At 67.9% G+C, this 23,182-nt stretch carries 18 protein-coding genes; 10 read left to right on the top strand and 8 right to left on the bottom strand.

Annotation, left to right across the window (positions count from 1 at the left end):
* Positions 1 to 46: 46 nt before the first annotated feature.
* Positions 47 to 1,348, bottom strand: coding sequence for a hypothetical protein (locus ACFTQE_RS03205; protein ID WP_376923691.1), 1,302 nt, complete (start codon positions 1,346 to 1,348; stop codon positions 47 to 49).
* A 182-nt stretch (positions 1,349 to 1,530) separates the two neighbouring features.
* On the opposite strand from ACFTQE_RS03205, the gene ACFTQE_RS03200 reads away from it, so the two are divergent.
* The 5 genes from ACFTQE_RS03200 to ACFTQE_RS03180 all read left to right on the top strand — a co-directional run bounded on the left by ACFTQE_RS03200 (position 1,531) and on the right by ACFTQE_RS03180 (position 5,977).
* Positions 1,531 to 1,851, top strand: a complete 321-nt coding sequence (locus tag ACFTQE_RS03200; RefSeq protein WP_375835548.1) for a nucleotide pyrophosphohydrolase — start codon at positions 1,531 to 1,533, stop codon at positions 1,849 to 1,851.
* Between the two features lie 76 nt (positions 1,852 to 1,927).
* A complete protein-coding gene (locus tag ACFTQE_RS03195) occupies positions 1,928 to 3,565 on the top strand; it encodes a DNA/RNA helicase domain-containing protein (RefSeq protein WP_376923690.1) in 1,638 nt (545 codons plus the stop codon).
* Positions 3,566 to 3,585: 20 nt separating this feature from the next.
* Positions 3,586 to 3,987: a (deoxy)nucleoside triphosphate pyrophosphohydrolase gene (locus ACFTQE_RS03190; protein WP_376923689.1), complete on the top strand. Its 402-nt coding sequence runs from the start codon at positions 3,586 to 3,588 to the stop codon at positions 3,985 to 3,987.
* A gap of 92 nt (positions 3,988 to 4,079) precedes the next feature.
* The gene (locus ACFTQE_RS03185) at positions 4,080 to 4,952 is read left to right on the top strand and encodes a YDG/SRA domain-containing protein (protein WP_376923688.1); all 873 of its coding nucleotides are present in this window, start codon (positions 4,080 to 4,082) and stop codon (positions 4,950 to 4,952) included.
* Between the two features lie 104 nt (positions 4,953 to 5,056).
* Positions 5,057 to 5,977 (top strand): G5 domain-containing protein, encoded by a 921-nt coding sequence (locus tag ACFTQE_RS03180; protein WP_376923687.1) that lies wholly within the window; start codon positions 5,057 to 5,059, stop codon positions 5,975 to 5,977.
* A gap of 120 nt (positions 5,978 to 6,097) precedes the next feature.
* Here ACFTQE_RS03180 and ACFTQE_RS03175 read toward each other — a convergent pair whose 3' ends face one another.
* Complete coding sequence (locus tag ACFTQE_RS03175) at positions 6,098 to 7,684, bottom strand: hypothetical protein (RefSeq protein WP_376923686.1); 1,587 nt, start codon at positions 7,682 to 7,684, stop codon at positions 6,098 to 6,100.
* Positions 7,685 to 7,769: 85 nt separating this feature from the next.
* On the opposite strand from ACFTQE_RS03175, the gene ACFTQE_RS03170 reads away from it, so the two are divergent.
* Complete coding sequence (locus tag ACFTQE_RS03170; protein WP_376923685.1) at positions 7,770 to 9,389, top strand: hypothetical protein; 1,620 nt, start codon at positions 7,770 to 7,772, stop codon at positions 9,387 to 9,389.
* Positions 9,390 to 9,438: 49 nt separating this feature from the next.
* Here the strand turns inward: ACFTQE_RS03170 and ACFTQE_RS03165 are convergent, their stop codons facing one another.
* Both ACFTQE_RS03165 and ACFTQE_RS03160 read right to left on the bottom strand, forming a co-directional pair.
* Positions 9,439 to 10,791: a hypothetical protein gene (locus ACFTQE_RS03165; RefSeq protein ID WP_376923684.1), complete on the bottom strand. Its 1,353-nt coding sequence runs from the start codon at positions 10,789 to 10,791 to the stop codon at positions 9,439 to 9,441.
* Positions 10,792 to 10,837: 46 nt separating this feature from the next.
* Complete coding sequence (locus ACFTQE_RS03160; RefSeq protein WP_376923683.1) at positions 10,838 to 12,268, bottom strand: MFS transporter; 1,431 nt, start codon at positions 12,266 to 12,268, stop codon at positions 10,838 to 10,840.
* A 169-nt stretch (positions 12,269 to 12,437) separates the two neighbouring features.
* On the opposite strand from ACFTQE_RS03160, the gene ACFTQE_RS03155 reads away from it, so the two are divergent.
* Together ACFTQE_RS03155 and ACFTQE_RS03150 are read left to right on the top strand one after the other, a co-directional pair.
* On the top strand, positions 12,438 to 12,998 hold the full coding sequence (locus ACFTQE_RS03155) for an RNA polymerase sigma factor (protein ID WP_376923682.1): 561 nt from the start codon (positions 12,438 to 12,440) through the stop codon (positions 12,996 to 12,998).
* Complete coding sequence (locus ACFTQE_RS03150) at positions 12,988 to 14,223, top strand: hypothetical protein (RefSeq protein ID WP_376923681.1); 1,236 nt, start codon at positions 12,988 to 12,990, stop codon at positions 14,221 to 14,223. The genes ACFTQE_RS03155 and ACFTQE_RS03150 overlap by 11 nt, the downstream gene beginning before the upstream one ends.
* Before the next feature lie 250 nt (positions 14,224 to 14,473).
* On the opposite strand, the gene ACFTQE_RS03145 is transcribed toward ACFTQE_RS03150, so the two are convergent.
* The gene (locus tag ACFTQE_RS03145) at positions 14,474 to 14,953 is read right to left on the bottom strand and encodes a pyridoxamine 5'-phosphate oxidase family protein (protein WP_376923680.1); all 480 of its coding nucleotides are present in this window, start codon (positions 14,951 to 14,953) and stop codon (positions 14,474 to 14,476) included.
* A 199-nt stretch (positions 14,954 to 15,152) separates the two neighbouring features.
* Between ACFTQE_RS03145 and ACFTQE_RS03140 the strand changes: the two genes are divergently transcribed.
* Together ACFTQE_RS03140 and ACFTQE_RS03135 are read left to right on the top strand one after the other, a co-directional pair.
* Positions 15,153 to 17,246 carry an endonuclease/exonuclease/phosphatase family protein gene (locus ACFTQE_RS03140; protein WP_376923679.1) on the top strand — a complete coding sequence of 698 codons (2,094 nt, stop codon included), beginning with the start codon at positions 15,153 to 15,155 and terminating at the stop codon, positions 17,244 to 17,246.
* A 31-nt stretch (positions 17,247 to 17,277) separates the two neighbouring features.
* Positions 17,278 to 19,077: an alpha/beta hydrolase gene (locus tag ACFTQE_RS03135; protein WP_376923678.1), complete on the top strand. Its 1,800-nt coding sequence runs from the start codon at positions 17,278 to 17,280 to the stop codon at positions 19,075 to 19,077.
* A 62-nt stretch (positions 19,078 to 19,139) separates the two neighbouring features.
* Here ACFTQE_RS03135 and hpaD read toward each other — a convergent pair whose 3' ends face one another.
* From hpaD to ACFTQE_RS03120, 3 genes are all read right to left on the bottom strand, one after another.
* Entirely contained in the window at positions 19,140 to 20,135 is a 996-nt protein-coding gene (gene hpaD, locus ACFTQE_RS03130) for a 3,4-dihydroxyphenylacetate 2,3-dioxygenase (RefSeq protein ID WP_376923677.1), read from the bottom strand.
* 84 nt (positions 20,136 to 20,219) lie between these two features.
* Positions 20,220 to 21,581 (bottom strand): DUF3500 domain-containing protein, encoded by a 1,362-nt coding sequence (locus ACFTQE_RS03125; RefSeq protein ID WP_376923676.1) that lies wholly within the window; start codon positions 21,579 to 21,581, stop codon positions 20,220 to 20,222.
* The coding region (locus ACFTQE_RS03120; protein WP_376923675.1) for a sugar ABC transporter ATP-binding protein at positions 21,578 to 23,182 on the bottom strand (1,605 nt) is incomplete at its 5' end. The genes ACFTQE_RS03120 and ACFTQE_RS03125, both read right to left, overlap by 4 nt.

The following is a 23,182-nucleotide window of genomic DNA, read 5'->3' as shown; positions in this document are numbered from 1 at the left end:
TGTTGGATCGGGATGCCGCGGCGTTGGATCGGATGCCGCTGGGCGTTCAGTTGCCGCCGCCCCCGCCGCCGTCGCCGCCACCGAAGCCGCCGTCGAACCCGCCGCCCACGTCGAAGCCGCCGGGCGCGTCGCCGTACCCGCCTCCGCCGCTGCCGTCGCCGAACACGCCGCCGTCGCCGCCGCCCGCGAGGTACCCGCCGCCCCAGCCCTTGGTGTCGGCGATCATCGGCACGCCGAATCGGGAATCGTCAGTGCGCTGCAGCAGGCCGCCGCCCACGCCGATGGGCTGCACGAGTTCGGCCGCGATGATCGCGAGGCACGACGCGAGGCGGTCGACCGAGAGCGGCGCCGTCGAGCGGTACCAGGTCGGCGCGGTGCCCGACGTCGCCGCGACCTCCGCGAAGCTGCGCAGCACGGATGCCTCGCCGAACAGCACCGCCCACGGCAACAGCTTCTCGCCCGCGGCGACGGACGGGACATCCGCCCCCTCGATCGCCGCACGCAACTCGTTCGCCCGCGCGCGCAACTGCATGCCGGCCGCGTTCAGCGGAATCGCGCGCGGCAGGAACACGCGCACCGCGACCGCCGCCGCCCCGATCACGATCGCGCTCCAGGCGACCGACCTCGAGGGGTCGTCGGGCAGGGTGAGACTCGCGAACCCGAGCACCACCCCGGTGAGGCCCGCGTAGGTCGCCACCCGGAACCGCATGCCGGGGCGCTTCTCGCGGTACCAGACGGCCGCGTCGCGGAACCCGTCGCGCGTGACCGCGAGCAGCGGCGCGTTGTTCTTCACGACCCGGTCGACGTCGACAATCGCCCCGCGCTTGAGCGTGCGCGATCCGCCGGCGAGCCCGGGCGCGAGCATCGCGAGCACCGTGCCGTCAGCTCCGTCGGTCTCGACGTCGGCACGGGGCGCCAACGGATACTCGCCGTCGAACACGAGGTGGATGTCCTTCGCCCTCCCCCGCTCCCCCTCGGGCAGATCGAGGGCTTCACGGATGTCGCGGCGATCCTCGATCGCGATGACCCCGTTGACGGCGAGCAGCACGACCGTCGCGGGCAGCCACCGCGTCGCCGCCTCCCCCGACACGAACCCGACCGGCAGGATGCCCGCTTCCTCGGCATCGACGATGGCCAGCGCATCGCCCGGCGGGGGCGGCCGCAGCCACGCGACGACGAGGGTGCCGACGCAGATCGCGGCGGTCAGCGATGCGACGAGCGCGATGATCGGCAGAATGGCCGTGCTGAGGCTGCTGCCCGGCGTTGCCGCGAGCAGCTCTGTGTCGGAGCCGGCCCCGGCCAGGTCGACGATGACCTGGTGCAGTGCCGGGACGAAGAATCGCCCCATGGGGGTGAGGATACTCCTGGTGACTCGCGCACGGATCAGTTTCTTCGCAGCGGTCCGTTCATCATATGGGATGGTCCCGGGCGTAGCGGCTGGCAACGAGACTGCAACGCTGCAGCTGTAGATGTGGAAACAAGCCGAGTGCCGGTCGATGCCCGCAATTGCTCCGCTGTTACGGTGACAACGTGACTGACGAGGCCGTGATCAACGCACTGAGGTCCTTCGTCGCGGAACGCGACTGGGGCCAGTTCCACTCTCAGGAGAACCTTGCGAAGAGCATCGCGATTGAGGCTGGGGAACTACTCGAGTGCTTCCAATGGGGAGCTGAGCCGGAACCCACACGCGTCCACGCCGAACTCGCCGATGTGCTTACGTACTGTCTTCTGCTCACGGACGCACTCGGGGTAGACCCTAACGAAATCGTCCTCGCAAAGCTGGCGTCGACCAAGCTCAAGTATCCCGTCGAGAAGGCGCGTGGTCGGGCTGTGAAGTATGACGAACTCTAGGGTCAAACGCATTCCATTCGTTTCCGAATCCGTCAGGTCGCTCTCTCACCTCGATGCCCGCTATTCGAACTGGCCTGTGGTCTACACCCTCAATGGCTCCCGTGATGTGTACGTCGGCGAGTCAGTCAATCTTGCTGCCCGGATGCGGCAGCATCTTGCCGCTCCAGAGAAGCAGCATCTCGACGACGTCCGGGTCATCCTCGACGAGACCTTCAACAAATCTGTCTGCCTCGACCTTGAGTCTCAGTTGATTCGATTGCTCGCCGGCGACGGCAAGTACCGGGTGCTGAATCGAAACGACGGCATTACGGATTCCGACTACTTCGACCGAGCCAATTACCGCGACAAATTCGACGAGATCTTCGAAGAGCTCCGTGCGGCGAACGTCTTCGAAAGACCAGTGGCGGAGATCATGAACAGCGATCTGTTCAAGCTCTCGCCGTTCAAGGCCCTCACCCCAGATCAGGCGATTGCAATGGAGGACATCCTCGAAGGGCTCTTCCTCGATCTTGAGACGGATCAACCGAGCACGATCCTTGTCCAGGGCGACCCAGGCACTGGGAAGACGATCGTCGCGATCTACCTGACCAAGCTTCTTCGAGACATCGCGACTATCCCCGCCCCCGAGGACCTCAGTGGCGACTCCATGTTCGCGGAGTTCTTTGCCGAGGGCCACCGTGAGCTTCTCGAGGACTTACGAATCGCGCTCGTCGTTCCGCAACAGTCGCTGCGCGCTTCAATCAGGCAGGTGTTCGCCCGAACACCAGGTCTGAGCGCCGACATGGTGCTGTCGCCGTTCCAAGTCGGCGAAAGCACTGACCCCTTCGATATCCTCATCGTCGACGAAACACACCGCCTGAACCAGCGCGCCAATCAGGCATCAGGCGTGCTTAACGCCAAATTCACTGAGATCAATCTTCAGCTCTTCGGATCGGACGATACGTCCTGGACTCAGCTCGACTGGATCATCGCCCAGAGCCGACACCAACTCTTCTTGCTTGATAGCGCCCAGCGCGTTCGGCCAGCCGATCTTCCGACCGAGACGTTGAACGGCCTCGTGAGGTCAACGAAGGCAAAGGGCAGGGTCTATCCGCTCTGGTCTCAAATGCGCGTTCGAGGGGGCGCCGACTATGTCGATTACGTCCGCCGTATCCTTTCACCCGAGCCGGCAGTGGACATTTCATACCAGGAGTTCCCTGGTTACGAATTCCGCCTCTACGACAACCTGCTCGACATGTGCCAGCAGCTTCGAGAGAAGGACGCCGCAGATGGCCTCGCCCGGCTCGTAGCAGGATTCGCGTGGCCGTGGCGGAGCAAGAAGAACTCGAAGGAGTACGACATCGAGTTGGACGGGTGCCATCTGCAATGGAACCGCACCGCGGTCGATTGGATCAACTCAAGAGGCGCTATCGACGAGGTCGGCTCGATTCATACCGTGCAGGGATACGACCTCAACTACGCCGGCGTAATCATCGGGCCTGATCTCCGCTACGACCCACTCCAGCGAAAGCTCATCTTTGATCGTGCCAACTACCACGACACGAAAGGGAAGGAGAACAACCCTCGGCTCGGCATCAAATACGACGACGACGATCTGCTCCGACTCGTCAGCAACATCTATGGTGTCCTGCTCACGCGCGGCGCCCGTGGCACCTTTGTGTACGTGTGCGATCCGGATCTCCGAAATCACCTCCGTCAGTTCATCCCGGTCTGACCACGCGATAGGTTCGTGCCATGACGGTCGAGCTTGAGGTTGTCGCCGGTGCGATCTTCGACAAAGGGCAGCTGTTCGCGTGCCGTCGAGCGCCGGGCAAAGCAGCGGCCGGCAGATGGGAGTTCCCCGGCGGAAAAATCGAGGTCGGCGAAGACCCAAGAGCCGCTCTCGCGCGAGAACTGTATGAGGAGCTTGAGGTCGATGTGGCAGTCGGTGATCTGGTGGACCGATCTCAAACGAGAGTTGGTGACATCATCATCGATTTAGCCACGTACGAAGTGACCCTCCTCGACAGTCGACCAGTTCAAAGTACCGACCACGATCGGCTTGGTTGGTTCGACCTGAATGAGCTCGTAAGTCTCGACTGGGCGGCGCCAGACCTTCCAGCAGTTGCCGCACTTGTCGCCCGCTCGAGTCACTAGACGCGGGGCCTCGTACCGAAGGCACTCTGGTCTCGCCAACGCCTCGGGCGTGTTGAGCGCGTCGTTACAACAGCAGCGAATACGGTTCACGCATGGCTCGATTCTTCGGCACTCCCGACGGCGTTCATGCCGGGCAGTTCTTCATCGATCGTCGCGAGTTGCACGATGCGTTCGTCCATCGCCCACTTCAGGCGGGCATCAGTGGCACTGCCGCGGAAGGCGCAGACTCGATCGTCGTCTCCGGCGGCTATGTCGACGATCAAGATCATGGCGCATACCTCATTTACACGGGTCATGGAGGAAACGACCCGAACACGCGACGCCAGATCGCGGATCAAACACCTGATGCTTCTGGGAACGCCGGCCTCATCACAAGTCGGGTTCGAGGGCTTCCCGTCCGGGTGATCCGCGGCCGTCACACGGGCTCACCATTCGCGCCGCCGAACGGGTACATCTATTCAGGCCTCTACAGCGTCACATCCTGGTGGACGAAGAAGGGTATAGACGGCTTTCAGGTTGTCCAGTTCCGCTTGGATGCGATCGAAGAACAGACGGCGGTCGAACCTGCGCCGCGTGTTGAGCTCGATCCTTCATTTCGAAACGTGACCGTCTCACGACGCATTCGCGACACCGCAATGTCCCGTGCGATCAAAGAGCTCTATGGATACTCCTGCCAGGTTTGTGGCACCCAGGTCGGCGCTTTCGAAGGACGCGTGTACGCAGAGGGTGCGCATGTTCGCCCACTTGGCCGACCCCACCTCGGTCGCGACGATCGCAACAACCTGTTGTGCCTTTGCCCGAACCACCACACACAGCTCGACATCGGTGGCATGTACATCTCAAATGACATGGTGGCAATTGACGCAAACACGAATGACCCGATCGAGCAATTGCGATGGCGTCGTGACCACCGTGTCGATTCAGCAAACGTGGAATATCACCGGTCTCTCTGGCGGGTGAGGTAACGCCCGACATCGGGAAGGAGCTCAACATGCCCCCAGTACTGGGGCGCGCTCTTTGACGTTTGACGGGCTAGCGTCGCGGGAGACCCGTCCGAAGGAGTACGTCCATGCCCGCAGCTGCGAAAGGCTGGTTCGACGATGGGTCGGGCCAGCAGCGCTACTGGGATGGCCAGCAGTGGACTGACTTCTATCTTGATTCGACCACCGGGGCAGTGATCGATCGCGGACCAGCACCGGCGGGGCCCGTTGCCGCGGTGACCGTGACACAGAGAGGCAATCTAAAGGCCGCGATCATCACCTTTTCCGTCATTGTTGTAGTTATCCTTGCCTTCTGGGGCCCGGCCGCGCTGCTGCTCATCGCTGGCCTCGCGGCGGGCGCGATCGGCCTTTTCGCTGTCGTGAAGGGGTCAATCGGTCGGCTCCGCATTCGCACACGCCCGGTCGCTGTGTCGCTTCTCATCGGAGGCATACTCGCGTCAAGCATTGGCGGGGCCGCTCTGGCAGCGAGCCAGCCGCCGGCATCGCACGTCGCGACCTTCGTCGATGCGCCTTCGAGCTCGCCGCGTGCGGTAACGCCAACACCGACCCCAACTCCCGTGCGGGAGGAAGCGATCATCGAGGAGCCGGCTCCCATCGCGTTCACGTCGTCGACCATCGACGACCCGAAGCTTGACGTCGGGACCAGCGCGGTTGCGACCCCTGGCGCAAACGGCCAGAAGGTTACTCGGATACGAGTGATTACGGTCGATGGCGTTGAGGTCTCGCGAGAAGTGGTCGAAGAAGTCATCGCCGTGCAGCCGGTGAACGAGGTCATTGCGGTCGGTTCCCGACAGCCACCTCCCCCGCCACCTGCCAACAACGGATGCGACCCGAACTACGAAGGTGCCTGCGTACCAATCTCGTCTGACGTCGACTGTGCTGGAGGAAGTGGCAACGGGCCCGACTATGTCCAGGGGCCAGTGTGGATTGTCGGATCCGACGTCTACGACCTCGACCGAGATGGCGACGGCATCGCCTGCGACGCGTAGTCCCGTCCCTCGTTAGTTGGGGGACTGTTCGCGTTTTCGTTCGTTGAATTTGGGGTGATTATCATCGCCCATCTCGCGTCGCCCGAGGTGAGCGAAGATCAACGCAATCCCTCGAGCCGATCAGCCGACGAGGCGTCGGTCATCGGTGAGCGATGCGGCCCGGCCGCGCGACCCGAGCGGTCGAGCATGACGCCGCGCCGCTTCGATGTCGTGCCGAGCCCGCTGCAGGCACTCGCTCGCGAGTGACGCGACCCGCCGGGCCATGGCGATCACCTGCTCTCGACGCTCCTGGTCCGTTGCGGCGTTGACCGCCCCCGAGCCGCCGAGGAAGTGGCCGAGATCGATCCGGGCGTGCTCGGATTCGGCCAACCTCGTGAGCGCCTCGGGGCTGATCCAGCCCGGGTGGGCGGCGATGGCATCACGAGCGATGTCGAGCTGTCGGTCTGCGTCCTTGATCGCATGGGGCAGGTCGTCGACCAGTGGAATCAGATCTGAGGCGCGCTCGCGAGCCGACATGATGGCGGCATCCAACACCGCGCGAGCCTCGCGCAGTCGGCTCAGGTGGGCGAACGGGTCGGTGTTGACGCCCGCCGGCGGGAGGGCCGCGAGTGCTGCCTGCAGCTCGCCGATCGCGTCTGCGACGCGGCGGGAGCGGGGCTCTTCGAGCGCCGCGGCGACATCCCGACGGGACTCCTCGACGATCGCAGCCAGCGCGGACTCCGCTCGCAACGCCTCCACCTCGAAGGTCTCCACCGCATCGAGGAGGGTCGCAGCTCGGCGCACCGATTCGACGGATGCCTCGAGCGCGACGCTCGCCTGCTCGCGCTGCCCGGCCGATCGCCGTCGCTCGGCCACACGCACGCTGTGCGCGGCGAACCCGAGCAGCTGATCGGCCTCCGCGGGGTTCGCCTCGATCTGGCTCAGTGCCTCGGGGGCATAGCGCGCAGCAAGTCGTTCGACGGTGTCGTCGGCGACAGGGATGAGTGGACACAGGCTCTCGATGTCCGCTCGCACACCGGCGATGATCTCGGGAGCACGCCGCGCCCGCCGCGTCCGGTCGGCGAGCCCGGAGGTGTGCTCTTCGAGCGCGTCGTCGACCCATCCGCACAGCTCCACGATGCGCAGGTATCGAGCACGCACCTCGTCAGCGGTGCCGGGGATCGCATCGTGATTGAGCCGGTTCAGACGGAACGCGTCACTCAAGCGTCTGCGAACCTCGACGAGCACCCCGATCAGAGGAGTGGTGGCGTCGGCGCCCAGCTCGGCCTCGGCGAAGGCGAGCTCTTCGGCGGCGATTCGAATGCGATCATCTGTGACGACGAGGACCTGCCCAGCCTGCTTCGCCAAGTCAGCGTCGTGGACCTCGAGAAGTTGCGCAGGGCGTCTGCGCCCGATCCGGAACCCGGCCATGTTCCATCGTATGTTCGCCGCTCGAAGCACGCTACGGCGAAAGTGAATCACGCACGCCACGACCTTGCGTCGTGCCATCAGCATCGCCTCCATCGACCGGGGACACCGCCGACGCGGCATCCGTGTCAGTCGCGACACGTCGACTATCCCGCTGCCATCGGCGCGCCGAGACGTCCACTCGGGCGATTGGCATCCAGTATGCAGAGAAGGCGCCAGTGCTCGGGGCACACAGGACGAACGCCTTTGGGGGGAACGTGAAGAAGCTTGTCCGCTGTGCTCATTCTCGCAAGCCGGCACTTCTCGTGACCTGCCTCGCAATGCCGATCACCGCAGCCTTTCCTGGCAGTCGGCCGATCGGCCAAGCAGCACAGAAGGCTGCACGATGAAGGGTTCCGACACGACCCGAGGTGAGGCGGGAGCGCTCAGCCGACGGTCCCTGCTCGGTGGATTGGCGGGTATCGCGGGAGTCGGCGCCATCGGAGGAAGCCTCCTCCCGGCCGCACCCGCCTGGGCGGGTGGCGGCGCGCTTTACAACCCGTTCTCCGCATGGAACGTGTCGTTCACGTGGCTCGACCACCTCAGCTACTCGCTGGGCGGAACCGACTATCCGCTTGGGTATGGAACACCGTTGCGCGCACCTGCAGCGGGCACTCTTCGTACGAGCGGCGGATCCGGTGAGTGGGCGGCGGGCTGGGTCGGTACTGCCGGGCGTCGCGCAATCCTGACGCTTGATATGCCGGTCACGCGCCAGCTGGCCGGCCAAACCGGAGAGGGAACGGGAGACCTCGCCGCGGTCGTCTTCCAGCATCTCTCGGCGTTCTCGGCTGATGGGCACTACAACGCCGGCCAGATCATCGGCAGGTCGGGCGCATCAGCAAGCGGGGTCGACTACGGCGGCGACATCCACCTTCACATTCACGGCCTCACGGCGCGTGGTACTCGAGTCGACTTCACGAAGTTCGTCAATGGGGGGCAGCTTGCGCCTGTCGCGATGATGCTCGCGAACGGTGTCATCGCGCTCTACCAAGTCCGCGACGGGGTGCTGTACGGCACCAACCAGGCAGCACCGGGCGGGGTGTTCCCCGCCTGGTCGCAGATTGGTTACGGCGCCGCCACGCTCGCAGGAACACCTGCAGTGATCCAGATACCGGGCGGGCAGCTCGGCGCCTACGCCCTGCAGGGCGGCACAGTGGTGGGCGCCGGCCAGTCGGCCGCCGGCGGCGCATTCAGCAGTTGGGCGCCGATGGGAGTTGGTGGTGCCGGCATCGTCGGCGGGCCGGCCGTCGTGGTCTCGGCGAGCGGGCGCATTTGCATCTTCGCCGCGGTGGACAACGGCAATGTCGGCATCACCGCCCAGGTAGCTCCGCTCTCCGCGTTCGGCGCCTGGACGGCTGTGGGCACCGGCACCCCCAAGGCGGTGGGAAAGCCGGCAATCGTGAAGCATCCCAGCGGCCTGTTGCAGGTCTTCACGCGAACCGTCGATGGCGTGATCAAGACGACGATGCAGACTTCTGTCGACGGCCCCTTCGGAGCATGGTCGGTCGTTGGCATCAACGGCGCCGGAGTGGAGAGCGACCCCTCCGTCGTCGTCTCGTCCACTGGCATCGCAACGGTGATCTCCGCGGCGGCCGACAACAACATCGCGTTCACAACCCAGACGGCGGTGGGGGGCGCATTCGGCGGGTGGGCTCCCGTGGGCGAGAAGCGCGGTGACCTCATCGGATCGCCCGCCGTTCTGATCACTCCAGACAACCTCGTGGTGGTCTACAGCCGCACGCTGGGATCAGTCACCGTCGGTACCAACCAGACGGTCCCGGGAGGTGGCTTCGCATCATGGCAGGCCATCGGATTCGGTGGAGCCGGGGCCCTCTCGGACCCGGCTGCGGTGAGAACCCCCTCGGGATATCTCTGCGTGTACACGGCCATCACAAGCAATGCGGTCATCGGCGCAGCGCAGACCACACCCGGTGGCTCCTTCGGTGCATGGGGCCGCATGGGCTGACAGTCCGTCGATGGATCGACGTTCTCCGGGCGCCAGTGGCGCTCTGTACTCAGTCGAACATCCCGTCGAGGATGCTCCCGATGACGAGCCCACCGAGGATCCCGCCCATCACGTCAGACGACCCGCCACCACGTCGACCGCCGCCGCCCCAGTTGTCGCCGCCCCACTGACCGCGGTCCTGCGGTCGTGATGAGTCGATGTCACGTTGCGCGAGCTGCAGCGCCTCGGCCGCGAGGTGCGCGACGCGCCTCGCCATCAGCATCGCTTGCTCGCGGTGGTCCTCGTCGATGACAGAAACGGTGGCCGCGGGTGTGCCGAGGAAGCGGTCGAGGTCGACGCGCACGCGCTCGGACTCCGCGAGGCGGGTACGGGCGTCGGCGCCGATCCAGCCGCGGTGGCCGGCGATGACGTCGCGAGCGACCGCGAGCTGCCGATCGGCGTCGTCGATGGCGTGGTGCACGTGCTCGAGCGGCGGGATCGGGCGCGCAGCGCGCTCGCGGGCCGCGGCGATCGCGGCATCCAGCCCGGAATTCGCATCGCGCAGGCGACTCAGCAGGGAGAACGGGTCGGTGTTGACCCCGGCCGCTGGAAGGGAGGCGAGGGCACCCTGCAGCGCGGTGATCGCGGTGGCGACCCCGGCCGACTGCGGCTCCTTGAGCGCGGCGACCACGTCGCCGCGCGAATCCTCGACGATCGCGGCCAACGTCGACTCGGCGCGCAGCGCCTCGACCTCGAAGGTCTCCACCGCATCGAGCAGGGTCGCGGCACGGCGCACGGATTCCGTCGAGGCCTCGAGCGCGAGGTTCGCCTGCTCGCGCTGCCCGGCCTCGCGGCGACGCTCGGCGACACCGGCACTGTGCTCGGCGAATCCGAGCAGCTGCTCGGCCTGCGCGGGGTTGGCCTCGACCTGGGCGAGCGCCTCGGGGGCGTAGCGGGCGGCGAGTCGGTCGATGGTGTCGCGGGCCTGCGGGATGCGGAGACGGAGGCGCGCGGCATCCGCTCGCACTCCGGCGATGATCTCGGGAGCCCGGCGCGCCCGCGCGATCTTGTCGGCGAGGGTCGACATGTGCTCGTCGAGCACGTCTTCGGCCCAATCGCAGAGCTGCACGATGCGGGCGTTGCGCGTGCGCAGCTCTTCGGCGGTGTCGGGAATCTCGTCGTGGTTCAGCTGGTTCAGGCGGAACGCCTCGCCCAGGTGCTCCTTCACCGCGGCGAGCGCGGTGCGCAGCTCGGCTGTCGCGTCGTGGCCGAGCTCGGCATCGGCGAAGGCGAGCTCGTCGGCGGTGACGCGCACGCGCTCATCGGCGGCGACCAGGGCGCTGCCGGCCCGCTGCGCCAAGACGGCATCTTGAGCGTTGAGTTCCTGCTCGTCACGCTTGCGCTTGCCCCAGAATCCGGCCATGCCATTGATCCTATGGGCGCGGCTGGGAGGCTGCAGAAGCGCGCGGTCACGCCCCGACCGGCACGAGGCCCTCGGCGGTGGCAACCGCACCCTCGGCAGGCGCATCACCCGCGTCAGCGACAGCATCGGCCACGGCATCGGTCGCCGTGTCAGCCACCGCGTCATCGCCCGCATCGAGCGGATTCGCGATCTCGTCGCGCGTCATCCTCGCCGCCACGATCGCCACCACGCCGATCACGACCGGCGCGACCCCCGCGATCAGGAACACCACGGGCAGCCCGACCGTCTCCCCCGCCGGCCCGGCGATGGCCATCGACACGGGCATGAACGCGAGCGAGACGAAGAAGTCAAGGCTCGAGACCCGCCCGAGCATGGCCGGCGGCACCCGGCGCTGCAGCAACGTGCCCCAGATCACCACGCCGCCGTTGAACGCCGCGCCGACGGTGAACGCCGCGATCGCCATGAGCCAGATCTGGTCGGTCATTCCGAAGACCGCGAGCGGGAGGCATCCGAATGCCCACAGCAGGTTCATCACCGTCAGGTAGCGACGCGGCAGCCGGAGCGAGGCGACGACCATCGAACCGACCGCGCCGCCGATGCCGAACGCCGCGAGGATCAGCGCGTGCTCCTGCGGGCCGCCGCCGGCGGCATCCTTGATCACGAACGGCACGAGCACCTCGAACGGCCCCATGATCAGCAGAATGAGGAGCGACGCGAACCCGAGCGTGCCGAGCAGCCAGGGCGTGCGGGCCATGTAGACGAAGCCCTCGCGCACGTCGACGAGCAATGCGACCGCCGGATGCCGCGAGCCGCCGCTGTTCGCCTCGGACAGTTCGCCGTGGTCGCCGTGCTCGCCGGCGGGTTCGCCCAGCCGTCCGCCCCGCAGCGGCAGGTCGGGCACCTTCACGAGGAATCCGACCGCCGCGGCCCCCGTCAGCGCGGCCACGGCGAGTGCCGCACCGGGCGACGAGACCGCGATGAGCGCGCTCGCGAGCGCCGGACCCGCGGCCTGCATGAGCACGGGCCGGGCCATGCCCTCGAACCCGTTGGCGGCGAGCAGCTGGTCTTCGGGCACGACGCTCGGCAGCAGCGCCGAGTAGGCCGGGTAGTACAGCCCGGCCATCACACCGCCGACGAGGGCCACCGCGGCGAGCTGCCAGACCGCGAGGGTGCCCGTGAGCGACAGGAGCGCGACGATGCCGACGCTCGCGGTGCGCACGACCTCGACGACGACGAGGATCCTCCGCTGCGGGATGCGGTCGGCGAGCGCACCGCCGAGCAGCGTCGTCAGCAGCATGCCGATCGCCGACGCACCCGCGACGAGCGAGAGCTCGGCCGCGCCGCCGCCGATCGCCACGATCTGCCAGACGAGCGCGACGAGCCAGATGCCGGACCCGACGAGTGAGGATACGAGCGCCGCCGCGAGCCAGCGGTAGGCGGGGTTGCGCAGCGGCCGAAGGGCCCGGGGAGTCGACACGATCTTCTCCTACGTCATGAGAGCGAGCTTTCAGAAGCGGATGCCTCTACTCATGCGTCGAACCGCAGCAGGCGAGATCGACATCCCGCGAGGTCGAAATCTCGGCGCAATTCGAAGGCATGTGTGACCTTTCGCCGTACTGCGACATCTCTAATGTGAGGAGGTGCACATGGACGAGAGCGAAGGCACCGACGCTGATCTCCTGAGGAGGTTGGCGGGCGGCGACGACACGGCGTTGCCGATCGTGTTCGATCGGCACGCGGCGGCTGTGACCCGGTACGCGTGGGCGATCGCCCAGAGCCGGCTCGACGTCGAGGAGATCGTGCAGGACACCTTCGTCACGGTGTGGCGCAAGGCGGCCGAGATCACGATCGCCGAGACGTCACTGCTTCCGTGGCTCCTCGTCACATGCCGGTACCTCGGCATGAACTTCATCCGCAAGGCGGCACGCAACCGAACCGACGAGTTCGACGAGAACTCCTCGAGCCACGCGGGCGTAATGCGCGACCGGCACGACGCCGACGCCGCACGCGACGAGCTGCGCTGGGTGCTCGACGAGATCGCGCGACTCGAGCCGATCGACCGGCAGGTGTGCGAGCTGTGCCTCGTCGAAGGCCTGCCCTACGCGGATGCCGCGGAACGACTCGGCCTCAGCGTCGGCGCCGTGAAGCAACGCGTGTCCCGAAGCCGGGCCCGATTGAAGAAGGCGGTGACCCTCGATGAGGTCTGATCCCCCAACCGGAGACGAGCTGACTCGCCTGCTCGTCTCGATGAAGCACAACGTGCTCGAGCAGGTCGCGAACGAACCCGCGCCGGCACCCGCCAAGCGCACCCCACGAGCTGACCGCATCATCGGCCTGACCCTCGGCGTGCTCCTGCTCCTCGGAGTCGGCACTGGAGCTGCATTCGCCTTCGGGGTCGTGCCATTCGGCGGAGAACCGGGCGCCGCGCCTGTGGCGACGTCGACACCCACCCCATCAGCCACGCCGACCCCGACTCCGACACCGACACCGTCCGAATTCGACGTCGAGCCCGGGCAGCCCGCATCGCGCTACGGCCTCGACTGCGCGACGCTGATCGACGACTCCGTGGCGTCGGGGCTCTTCACGACCGAGGTCGGCATCGTCGACCCGATCGTCACTGCCTCCGGGGCTGGCATCAACATCCTGCGGCCCACGTCGATCCTCTCCGAGGGCGGCACCGTGTGCGAATGGTCGAACGGAGTGGCCTACAACAGTCAGTACGGCTGGAACCCCGCCTACGTCGGTGTCACGGTCTCGATCTTGCCGCGACCGGCGGAAGGGTGGAGCGTCAACGCGACGAACTACGGGTTCCCGCGCGACGATCGTGGCTGTGGCGAGGCGGTCTGCTTCGCGATCGCGGCCGTCGGCGATGCGTGGGTGGAGATCGAAGCGCTCGCCGGAGAACCGAATGCGGTCGATTCGTCGGGCTGGGATCCCTTCGTCGACGGGGTCATCGCGGCGGTGAGCGCGGCGGGTCCGGCTGCGGGTCCCAGCGCACCCGCGGGCGTCCAACTCGAGTGCGACACCATCATCCCGATCGAGGCTGTGCGGGCCGCCACCGCAGAATCCGAAGCTGTGCCTCATGGCCGGGGCGGTGGCGGGTGGAGCCAGTGGGCGGAGGCGCGCTGGCATGCCGGCGACGTGGGATGCTCATGGGGACTACCCGACCTCGACGCCACGTTCGCGCACGTGAACGTCGCGCACGGAGGGCGCTGGGCGTTCGAGCGGATGCTCCTGGCCGGCAGCTCTACCCCAGTGTCACTGGGAGGACTCCACTCCGACGACGAAGCCGTAGTTCGATGCGATGACGAATACGGCACGCAGTGCGCGGTGGATCTCAGAATCGGTCAGGACTGGTTCAACGTGAGCGGAGCTGACCGTGCGGCGGCGATCGCGCTCTCCGAAGCGCTGCTCGTGCAACTCGCTCGCTGAGGCATGAGACAAGGGGCGGGTCGGCTGTTCACCTCACCGGAACGCTGACCCGCCCTTCCGTCTCGTCGAGCACGAACACGTCGATCGCGCGCGCCACGTCCAGGCGGTGGAGCCCGCCGCTGGCGTTGCAGAGACGAGTCACCGAGCGGGTATGCCAGTTCCGCCTCAGCGCTGAGGGTGAACTGGCATACGCAGTCGGGACGAAGCGAAACCCCGAAGACACCCAGCCGGCGAGAGACCGGTCGGCCGTTCACCTCACCGGAACGCTGACCCGCCCTTCGGTCTCGTCGAGCACGAACACGTCGATCGCGCGCGCCACGTAGAGGCGGTGCGGCGCATCACCGGTCACCGCCGAGGCATCCCAAGCCGGCAGCCCTCGCTCGATCGAGCGCCCGCTGTAGACCGCGAGCGCGGCCGCGAGGTCGACGTCGTCGACCTGGCCGGCGACCGCATCGACGTACACGGCCTCGGCATGACCGACGGGCGCCGTCGAGTCGAAGACCACGAGCGCCACCTCGGGGCGCGCCTCGATGTTGCGCGAGTGCCGTCGGCCGGTTCGCGACACCCAGTAGAACTCCGCGAGGCCGCGCGGCGCGAACCAGACGGGGCTCGCCCATGGGCGCCCGGCGCCGTCGCTCGTGGCGAGGGTGACGTAGGTGTTCTGCTCGATCAGACGCCGCGCCACCTCGGCTGGCGTTCCGGGCGAGTTCGCTGCCGCATCGCTCTGCATGGGCGCCACGGTAGCCGAGTACGGCGCCGGCCGACAGCCCGGCGAACGGGCAGGGACAACCCTGAGGACGACGCCCGTGCGCGGCAGTACGGTGACACCGCCATGAGGGGAAGGCGGACGCCATGCGACTGCGAACAGCTCACCGGAACCGAACCGTCGATGCCGACGCGTCGGCCGAGCGACCGAAGGCGGTGCGCTGATGCGACCGCTCCGTCTCATGACGTTCAACGTGCAGCTGCTGCCCGTGATCGCCGGGGTCAGCGAGGGCACGGTGAGCGTGCCCGCCGGCATCGCCGGCCTGCTGCCCGGTGGCGCCGCCGATTCGATCGCACGCGCCGAGGCCGTCGCCGCCGACCTGCTCAAGATCAAGCCGAAGGAGCGGCCCGACGTGCTCGCCCTCAACGAGGTGTTCAGCGAAGACGCCCGCGCCGTGCTGATCGCCGAGCTGAAGGCGAAATGGCCCCACGTGATCGAATCGGTGCACGAGGGCGACCTCGAGGAGGACGCGGGGCTCATGGTGTTCTCGCAGCTCCCGTTCCTCACGCTGCCGGGCGGCGGCGACCGACGTGAGCGCTTCTACGCGGATGACGCGGGCGCCGACAGTTGGGCATCGAAGGCCGCCGTGCTCGTGCAGGTGGGCCGGCCCGCCGAGATCACGACGCTGGTGTTCACCCACCTGCAGGCCGCCTACGACACCGAGGAGCAGTACCGCGACGTGCGCAAGAACCAGCTCGCCGAGATCCGCGACCTCGTCGCCGAGGTGCTCGGCTCGTCGCCGAACAACTGGCAGAACGTGATCGTGGCCGGCGACCTCAACATCCGCGGCGACCTCGACGCAACGAGCAACGAGTGGTTCGACATCTTCGACACCCCGGGCGACCCGTTCGGCGAGCTCTTCGCCGACAGCTGGATCGAGATGCGCCCGCCGGGGATGTCGCAGGACCTCGACCCCGGCCTCACCAATCGCAACCGCGAGACGCAGGCCGAGCAGCGGCTCGACTACATCTGCCGGTTCAAGACGATCGACGGCGTCGACCTCGTCGCCCACCACATGCGGGTCGGGCACCGCGACACCTCCGACCACTACGCGCTCGAAGCGCTGATCCAGGTGCGCGACGACCACTGCCAGCCGACCTCGGCGGTCGATATCGACGCCGTCGGACCGAGCGCGGGCACCTCGGGTCCCGGGCAGCCGCAGACCTCCCTGGCCACGTTCGTGCAGCCCGACATCGCCGTCGAAGGCGGGCGGTCCTGGGCCTGGCTTCGCCGGCCGGGCACGTACACGTTCCACCACAGCCCGTCGCTCGTCGTCGAGGTGCACGCCGCCGACGACATCTCACGGCCCCTGACCCGGCTCGACTCGCTGTCGGTCTCCGACGTGCCGCCGGCCGTCGAGAACATCTACCGCGAGCTCGAGCGACAGGTCGGCGACGAGGGCTCGACCTACGTCAACCGCTCGCCGCTGCTCGTCTCGATGCGTACGAAGAGCGGCAACCCGGGCGGCGGCGTGCTCATCGTGCTCGAGCACCTCGGCGACAGCAAGGCCACCGCGATCGCGTTGCCGCCCCACCTCGACGTGCCCGTGCCGTTCCCCGAGAACCAGCGGCTGGGCGACGACGACACCGCGTGGTTCCGGTTGAAGACGATCGAGACGCTCATCGGCAAATCGCGGCAGGAGTCCGTGACCGTCGAGCAGCCGAGAGGGTCGGGAACCATCGAGGCGCTGGATGCCGCGAGCAGCCCGCTCGGCGACGACTCGGGTTCGGGCGTGCTCACGCACGACTTCACCGCGAGCTCCGACGACGAGCTGTTCATCACCGTTCGCCGCGACAGCGACGCCGACACCGGGCAGGTCATCCGCTGGTCGACCCCGGTGAGCTACCTGCGGCTCGACAAGGGATTCACCGTGCACGTCGCCGACGAGTCGGGGCCGGACTGGCCGGGTGAGGACGAGCCGGTGTTCGAGATGTGGATCGACGGCGAGAAGCTGCTCACGACCGACTGGGACGACGCCGACACCGGCGAGGACTGGCCCGGCATGATGGAGAAGATCTGGTTCGAGGTGACGCAGCGCGGAGGCACGAGCAAGTCGGTCGGCTTCACCGAGACCCTCGACCTCGTCATCGAGGACCCCGATGACCTCGGGGCCGCGCACGGCGTGACCTCGTGGACGATCGCGGGGCTCAGCCCCAACGAGCCGCCCGAGCGCAAGCGCACGGTGGCGGTCACCGTCTTCGACACCATCTCCGACGGCACCTACACGGTGAGCTGCACGCTGTCGCGGGATCCCTGAGCCGACGGCGTCGAGTGGAAGAAGGTCAGCCATGAACGGCGATTCGTACGACCGTGAGCTCGATCGAGTCCAAGCGGACGTTGCGATGCTGCTCCCGAGGATCGCCGAGTTCGCCGGCGAGCGCATGCCGGCGCTCGAGGCCGACCTGACTGCGCTCCTCAGGCTCCTCGACGATGAGACCGAGACGACGGACGACGAGGCTCGCGAGATCGCGGCACTGCTGCTGAGCTGGAGCGCGCTGCATCCGTCGGGCTGGCCGTGGCGGCCCGAGGTCGTCGCCCTCGTCGCGGACACGGAGTCGTTCGCGAGCATCGCCGAGTTCGACGTCGACGCGGCCGAGCCCCCGTGGTTCCTCCGATCCGCGGCCGCGAACGCGACATGGTCGCGCACGTTCCTCCGCCCCTCTCGACTGCGCGAGCTGGGTGCGACCGACGACTTCAGCGACCGCGACGTCGTCTGGGTCGGTGGCAGGCCGATGCGCGAGGTCGAGGCCGAAGCGCCACCTCAGCAGCAACAGGAGCAGCAGCAGCAACAACAGCAACAGCAGGAGCAGCAGCAGCAACAAGAACAGCAGCAGCAGCAACAACAACAACAACAACAACAACAACAACAACACGAACAGCAGCAGCAGCAGCAGCAGCAAGAACAGCAACAGCAACAGCAACAGCAACAGCAACAGCAACAAGAGGAGGTCCCGCCCGTTCGCCTCGAACCCTACGACCCGTTCGCAAGGTCGGCCGGAGCCTCACGTGCCTCCAACGCGCGCCACGTTCGCGTGCCGGTCTGGTTCGCGACCGATCGCGAGCACGTTCGCGATGCGCCCGCAGCCGAACGGTTCGGAACCGGACGCAACGCCGGTGCCGACGGCCTCGGCGCGCTCAGCTACGGCCAGGTCACGGTGAGCATCCCCGACAGCCACCGCAAGGGCCACCTCGAGAAGCCGAAGCTGTTCAAGCTCGAGTTCCGGGCCAATCCCGACAAGCACCTCATCGTGCAGGAGGTGCGCGAACTCGACGAGACGGAGTGGCTCGCCAGCATCCGTGCCGAGGTCTCGGGCCCTGAATCGGATGACCCGGCCGACACGAGTGACGACATCCTGCTCTTCGTGCACGGCTACAACACCTCATGGGAACAGGCCGCCCTGCGGGCCGCCCAGTTCACCTACGATCTCGAGTTCCGCGGGCTCCCGGTGCTCTTCTCGTGGCCGTCGCGCGGCAAGACGCTCGCGTACACGGCCGACGAGGCATCCGTCGCCTGGTCGGTGCCGCACCTCGCGCATGTGCTCGAGCGGTTGATGACCGAGACGGGTGCCCGCCGCATCCACGTCGTCGCGCACAGCATGGGCAATCGCGCGACCACCGGCGCCCTCGAACGCCTGGTGCGCGGCGCCAACGACTATGCGACGCCGCTGCGCGAACTGGTGTTCGCGGCGCCCGACATCGATGCGGGAACCTTCCGGCAGTTCATCACGGACTTCAACACGGCGCTCGCGGCAGCGGCCGGTGCGGGCACGGATGTCGCGCCGCCACGCCTCACGCTGTACGCGTGCGGCGTCGACACCGCCCTCGATTTCTCCGACCGCATCCACCGGGCGGGCCGAGCAGGCCAGATCACCGACGGCGTCATCCTGATCGCACCGATGGAGACCGTGGTCGTGACCGACATCGTCGTCGACGACCAGCGCGACGATCGCCTCGGCCACGCGTACTTCTGCACCAACCGCAGCGTGATCGGCGACCTGTTCGGCGTCGTGCTGCACGGCGCGAAGCCCTCGGAGCGGTTCGGCTTGAAGCCGGCCCGCGACCCGGTCGGCGAGTACTGGCTGTTGTAGCGCGCAGCGATGAGTGCGCCGCCGACGTGCCGCTGCACACGCGAGGCGCGGCGGAACGACCGTCAGTGCAGGCTGAGCACGTCTTCGAGCGTCGCGGGCGTCGCCTGCAGCAGCGGGTCGTGCACTTCGGCCCCCGGGAACTCGCTCGCCTCGAAGAACCAGCGGCGCGAGGCCGGCATGCCCCAGAGCTGCGCGCGACGGGGGTTGCTCACGTCCCAGCGGATCGGCTGGTCTTCGAGGTCGATGAACTGGTAGTGCGTCGTGAAGAGCTCGACGCGGTGCTGGTCGGGGTCGCGCAGGTAGAGGAACAGCGCGTTCGAGATGCCGTGACGGCCGGGGCCGCGATCGATCTCGTCGCCGAAGCCCAGTGAGCCCGCGACATCCGCTGCATGCAGCAGGGCGGTCGCGTCGGGCACCGTGTAGGCGAAGTGGTGCAACCGCGGGCCGCGGCCGTTGGTGAAGACGAGGTCGTGGGTGTTGCCCTTGACCTCCATCCACGTGCCCCACAGCTCGTCGGTGCCATCGGTCGCGGTGTACTCCGACATGCGCATGCCGAGGCCTGTCCAGAAGTCGGTCGCCGCCTGCACGTCGTAGGTGACGACCTGGTAGTGGTCGAGGCGCTGCGGCGCGCCCGCGACGAACTCGTGGAACTCCTGCATCTTGCGCGGCACCTGCGCCATCGACGAGGTGAGCTCCATGCGCGTGCCGACCGCGTCGGTGAATTGCAGCGTTGGCCCCTGGTGCGGGCGCTCGACACGTTCATGCTCGACACCGTTCGACCGGCACCAGGCTTCGGCGGCGAGGATGTCGCGGCCCTCCCGCACCCGCAGGCCGACGCGCAGCGCCTTCGCCTCGTCGGCGCGTTCGAGCACGAGCGAGTGGTGCGCCGCCTCCTCGAGCCCGCGGAGGTACACGACGTCGCCGGCCTCCTCGGTCACGACGAGCCCGATGACGTCGCGGTAGAAGTCACGGCTCGCCTCGAGGTCGGTGACCGCGAGCGAGACGTGGCTCGCGCGGGTGATCGCGAAGGGCGGGTCGAAGTTCGTGGTGGGCAGCATGTCTGGCTCCTCGTGGTGCGGTGGTGCGGTGGTGCAGGGTGCGGTGGTGCAGGGCGCGTGATGCGGGTGCGGTGAACGAGCCAGTCAGGCCTGCGTGTCGCCCTGTCGCGCGCGCCACTGCTCGACGTAGGCGCGGCCGTAGTCGTTGCCGTTCGGCAGCCGCAGGGTCGAGTGCACGTGGAAGCGCTGCGGCACCCGGTTGTTCAGCCACACGCCGGCGTGGTGGTCGAGCTCGGCGACGATCACCGGGCTCTGGATGCGGAAGTAGAACGGCTGTGTGCCGTCGGTGCCGCCGTACCAGGCGAACCAGGTCTCGTCGCGGTGCTCCTCGACGTCGGCGCGAGTGAGCCTGCGCTGGTCGGGGCGCAGCAGCAGCAGGTAGTCCTCGACGAGGTCGAGCAGCAGCGCCCACTGCTCGTCGTCGAGGTCGTACGCCGAGATGCCCTCGTACGGGATGAGCCGGTTGTCGTGGAACGCGCCGGCGACGTGCCGCTCGTCGGCCGGGTGCAGGCGCCCCGCGGGCATCTTCGGGTCGAGCACCGAGGCGTAGACGACCGCGGCCGCCCGCTGCTCGTCGGTGAGCGAGGCCGCGAGTTCGAGCGCGGTCTCTTCGCGCGCCTCGAAGATCGGCGGCCGTTCGCCGTCGGAGAGCGCGGGCTCGGCGCCGAGGAAGACGGGCGCGACGACGTGACGGCCCGCGACGGTGACGAAGTGCACGGCGACGTGGTGGCCGAACAGCTGCCAGCCCCACGCGCCGCCCGCGACCGGATCGCCGTAGAGCGCTACCCAGTAACTGCGGTCGTTCAGGATGGTCGGCAGGTCGACGAGCTCGCCGAGGAATCCGTTCAGCTGCATCGCCTCGCGCACGCGCTCGTACCCCTCGGCGCTCAGCGACGCCTCGACGAGCCCGAGCATCGCGGCGACCTGCTCCTCGGAGAGGTCTTCGAGTCGCAGGCCCACGCGGTGGAAGACGAACTCGGGGTTGCTCCACGCCCGCCACTCCTTCGAGTCGAGCGGATGCCGGAATGCCTCGCGCTGTTCGTCGGTCAACGTCGCGAGCGCACCCTCGGCCGCCGCGACGAGCTCGGCGTCGTCGCCGCGCTCGGCCAGATCATAGAGCCCGGGGCGTACGACTCCGTCGGAGGTGACGCCGGCGAAGGGCTCGTCGAGCTCCGCGTTCCACTCGTCGAGCAGCGCCTGCAGGAACCGGTCGTCGCGGCGCGCGTCGGAGAACTCCTGGTAGCCCATGCCCCGCCACGGCGCGAGCGTCTCGTCGTCGTGGTCGTAGAGGAACCGGCGGAAGTCGGTGCCGGCGAGCTCGATCGCCTCGTCGCGCGCGGTCACCCGCGCGGCGGAGAAGAAGCCGTCGAGCTGCTCGTCGGCTGCGCCGGTGCCGGTGTCTGCACTGGTGTCTGCGCCTGCGTCTGCTCCTGCATCTGCGGTCACGGTCGTTCCTCCTCTGGGGCGGGTGCATCGAGTCTGCCCGTGAGCGAGCGGTCGCGCAGCTTCGCGCGAGCGCTGCCCGAGTAGATCGCCTCGACGATGCGGTCGGGCGACAGCTCGCCCGTGAGCTCCTGGTCGATGCGGCCGTCGACGAGCACGAGCACTCGGTCGCAGAGGAGCGCGAGCTCGTTCTCATCCGACCCGGCGACGATGACGAAGCGATCCTCCGCGGCGGAGCGCACGGCCTCGACGATCGTCTGCCGGGCGCCGACGTCGACCGCCTGGGTCGGCTCGTGCAGCAGCAGCATCCGCGGATCGGTCGCGAGCCATTTCGAGATGAAGACCTTCTGGGCGTTGCCGCCGCTGAAGGTGCCGACGATCGCGTCCGCCCGCGGCGGGCGCACGTCGAGTCGCTCGATCCAGTCGTCGACGAGCGCTCGCTCCGATGCGAGCTGCAGTCGCGAGAGCGGGCGACGGCGGGCCGATTGCGGGAACGCCGCGTTCTCGAGCACGGTCTCGCTCATCGCGAGGCCCGCGTGCTCGCGGCCCTGCGGCACGATCGCGATGCCGTGCTCGATGGCGCGAGCGGGGTCGAGCCCCGTGAGCTCGATCGTCTCGTCGGGCAGCTCGATCGTGCCGGCCTCGGCCGGGGTGACTCCGGCGAGGAGGTAGGGCACGTCGTCGTACGCCGATCCGCCGATGCCGGTGATGCCGAGCACCTCGCCCTGGTGCAGCGAGAACGAGAGCTCGCGCAGGCGCAGGCCGGTGAGGCCCGTGACGCGCAGCTCGGGGGTGTCGTCATGGCGCTCGTGCACGATGCGCTCGCCGAGGTCGATGATCGTGCGGCCGAGGATGAGCGTGGTCAGCTCGGCCTCGGTGAGCCCCTCGACCGGCCGAGCGGATTCGACGACGCGGCCGTCGCGCAGCACCGTGACGCTGTCGGCGCCGTCGACGATCTCTTCGAGGCGGTGCGTGATGAGCAGCACCGAGGTGCCGGTGGCGACGATGTCGTCGAGGTCCTGGTAGAAGTTCTCGAGCGCGCGGCGACCGAGCGCGCGGGTCGACTCGTCGAAGATGATGAGGCCGGCGCCCGGCGTGGCATCCTGCAGCACTCGTGCGATCGCGACCGCGGTGCGGTCCTCTTCACTGAGCGACGAGACCCGGGAGTCGAGCGGCACGAGCCGGCCGATGCGCTCGAAGGCGAGCATCGCCTCGGCGCGCTCCTTCGCCCAGTCGATGCGGCGGAAGAGGCCGTGGCCCTCGAGGCGGCCCATGCGCATGTTCTCGAGCACGGTCATCTCGGGCACGAGCCCGAGGTTCTGGTGCACGACCGACATGCCGTAGTCGCGAGCCTGGTGCGGGCGGATCGGCAGCGGCAACGGCGAGCCGTCGATGGCGACCACGGCGCCCTCATCGGGGAGGTTCAGTCCCGTGAGCACCTTCGCGAACGTCGACTTGCCCGAGCCGTTCTGGCCGACGAGGCCGTGGATCTCGCCCGGAGCGACGACGACGTCGACGTCGTGCAGCACCCGGGTGGCGCCGAACGTCACGTTCAGCGACTGCACCGAGAGCCGGGGTGCCGGTGGCACGGGCATCGCCGCCCC

The organism is Agromyces sp. NPDC056965, from assembly GCF_042673425.1.
In the GTDB taxonomy this organism is placed as follows: domain Bacteria; phylum Actinomycetota; class Actinomycetes; order Actinomycetales; family Microbacteriaceae; genus Agromyces.
This window is presented reverse-complemented; position numbering and strand designations above follow the sequence as displayed.

What these genes read in the sequence shown, in the direction of transcription:
- ACFTQE_RS03205 (WP_376923691.1), bottom strand. Translation starts at nt 1,348, where the DNA reads ATGGGGCGATTCTTCGTCCCGGCACTGCACCAGGTCATCGTCGACCTG.
- ACFTQE_RS03190 (WP_376923689.1), top strand. Translation starts at nt 3,586, where the DNA reads ATGACGGTCGAGCTTGAGGTTGTCGCCGGTGCGATCTTCGACAAAGGG.
- ACFTQE_RS03185 (WP_376923688.1), top strand. Translation starts at nt 4,080, where the DNA reads ATGGCTCGATTCTTCGGCACTCCCGACGGCGTTCATGCCGGGCAGTTC.
- ACFTQE_RS03180 (WP_376923687.1), top strand. Translation starts at nt 5,057, where the DNA reads ATGCCCGCAGCTGCGAAAGGCTGGTTCGACGATGGGTCGGGCCAGCAG.
- ACFTQE_RS03170 (WP_376923685.1), top strand. Translation starts at nt 7,770, where the DNA reads ATGAAGGGTTCCGACACGACCCGAGGTGAGGCGGGAGCGCTCAGCCGA.
- ACFTQE_RS03165 (WP_376923684.1), bottom strand. Translation starts at nt 10,791, where the DNA reads ATGGCCGGATTCTGGGGCAAGCGCAAGCGTGACGAGCAGGAACTCAAC.
- ACFTQE_RS03155 (WP_376923682.1), top strand. Translation starts at nt 12,438, where the DNA reads ATGGACGAGAGCGAAGGCACCGACGCTGATCTCCTGAGGAGGTTGGCG.
- ACFTQE_RS03150 (WP_376923681.1), top strand. Translation starts at nt 12,988, where the DNA reads ATGAGGTCTGATCCCCCAACCGGAGACGAGCTGACTCGCCTGCTCGTC.
- ACFTQE_RS03145 (WP_376923680.1), bottom strand. Translation starts at nt 14,953, where the DNA reads ATGCAGAGCGATGCGGCAGCGAACTCGCCCGGAACGCCAGCCGAGGTG.
- ACFTQE_RS03140 (WP_376923679.1), top strand. Translation starts at nt 15,153, where the DNA reads ATGCGACCGCTCCGTCTCATGACGTTCAACGTGCAGCTGCTGCCCGTG.
- ACFTQE_RS03135 (WP_376923678.1), top strand. Translation starts at nt 17,278, where the DNA reads ATGAACGGCGATTCGTACGACCGTGAGCTCGATCGAGTCCAAGCGGAC.
- hpaD (WP_376923677.1), bottom strand. Translation starts at nt 20,135, where the DNA reads ATGCTGCCCACCACGAACTTCGACCCGCCCTTCGCGATCACCCGCGCG.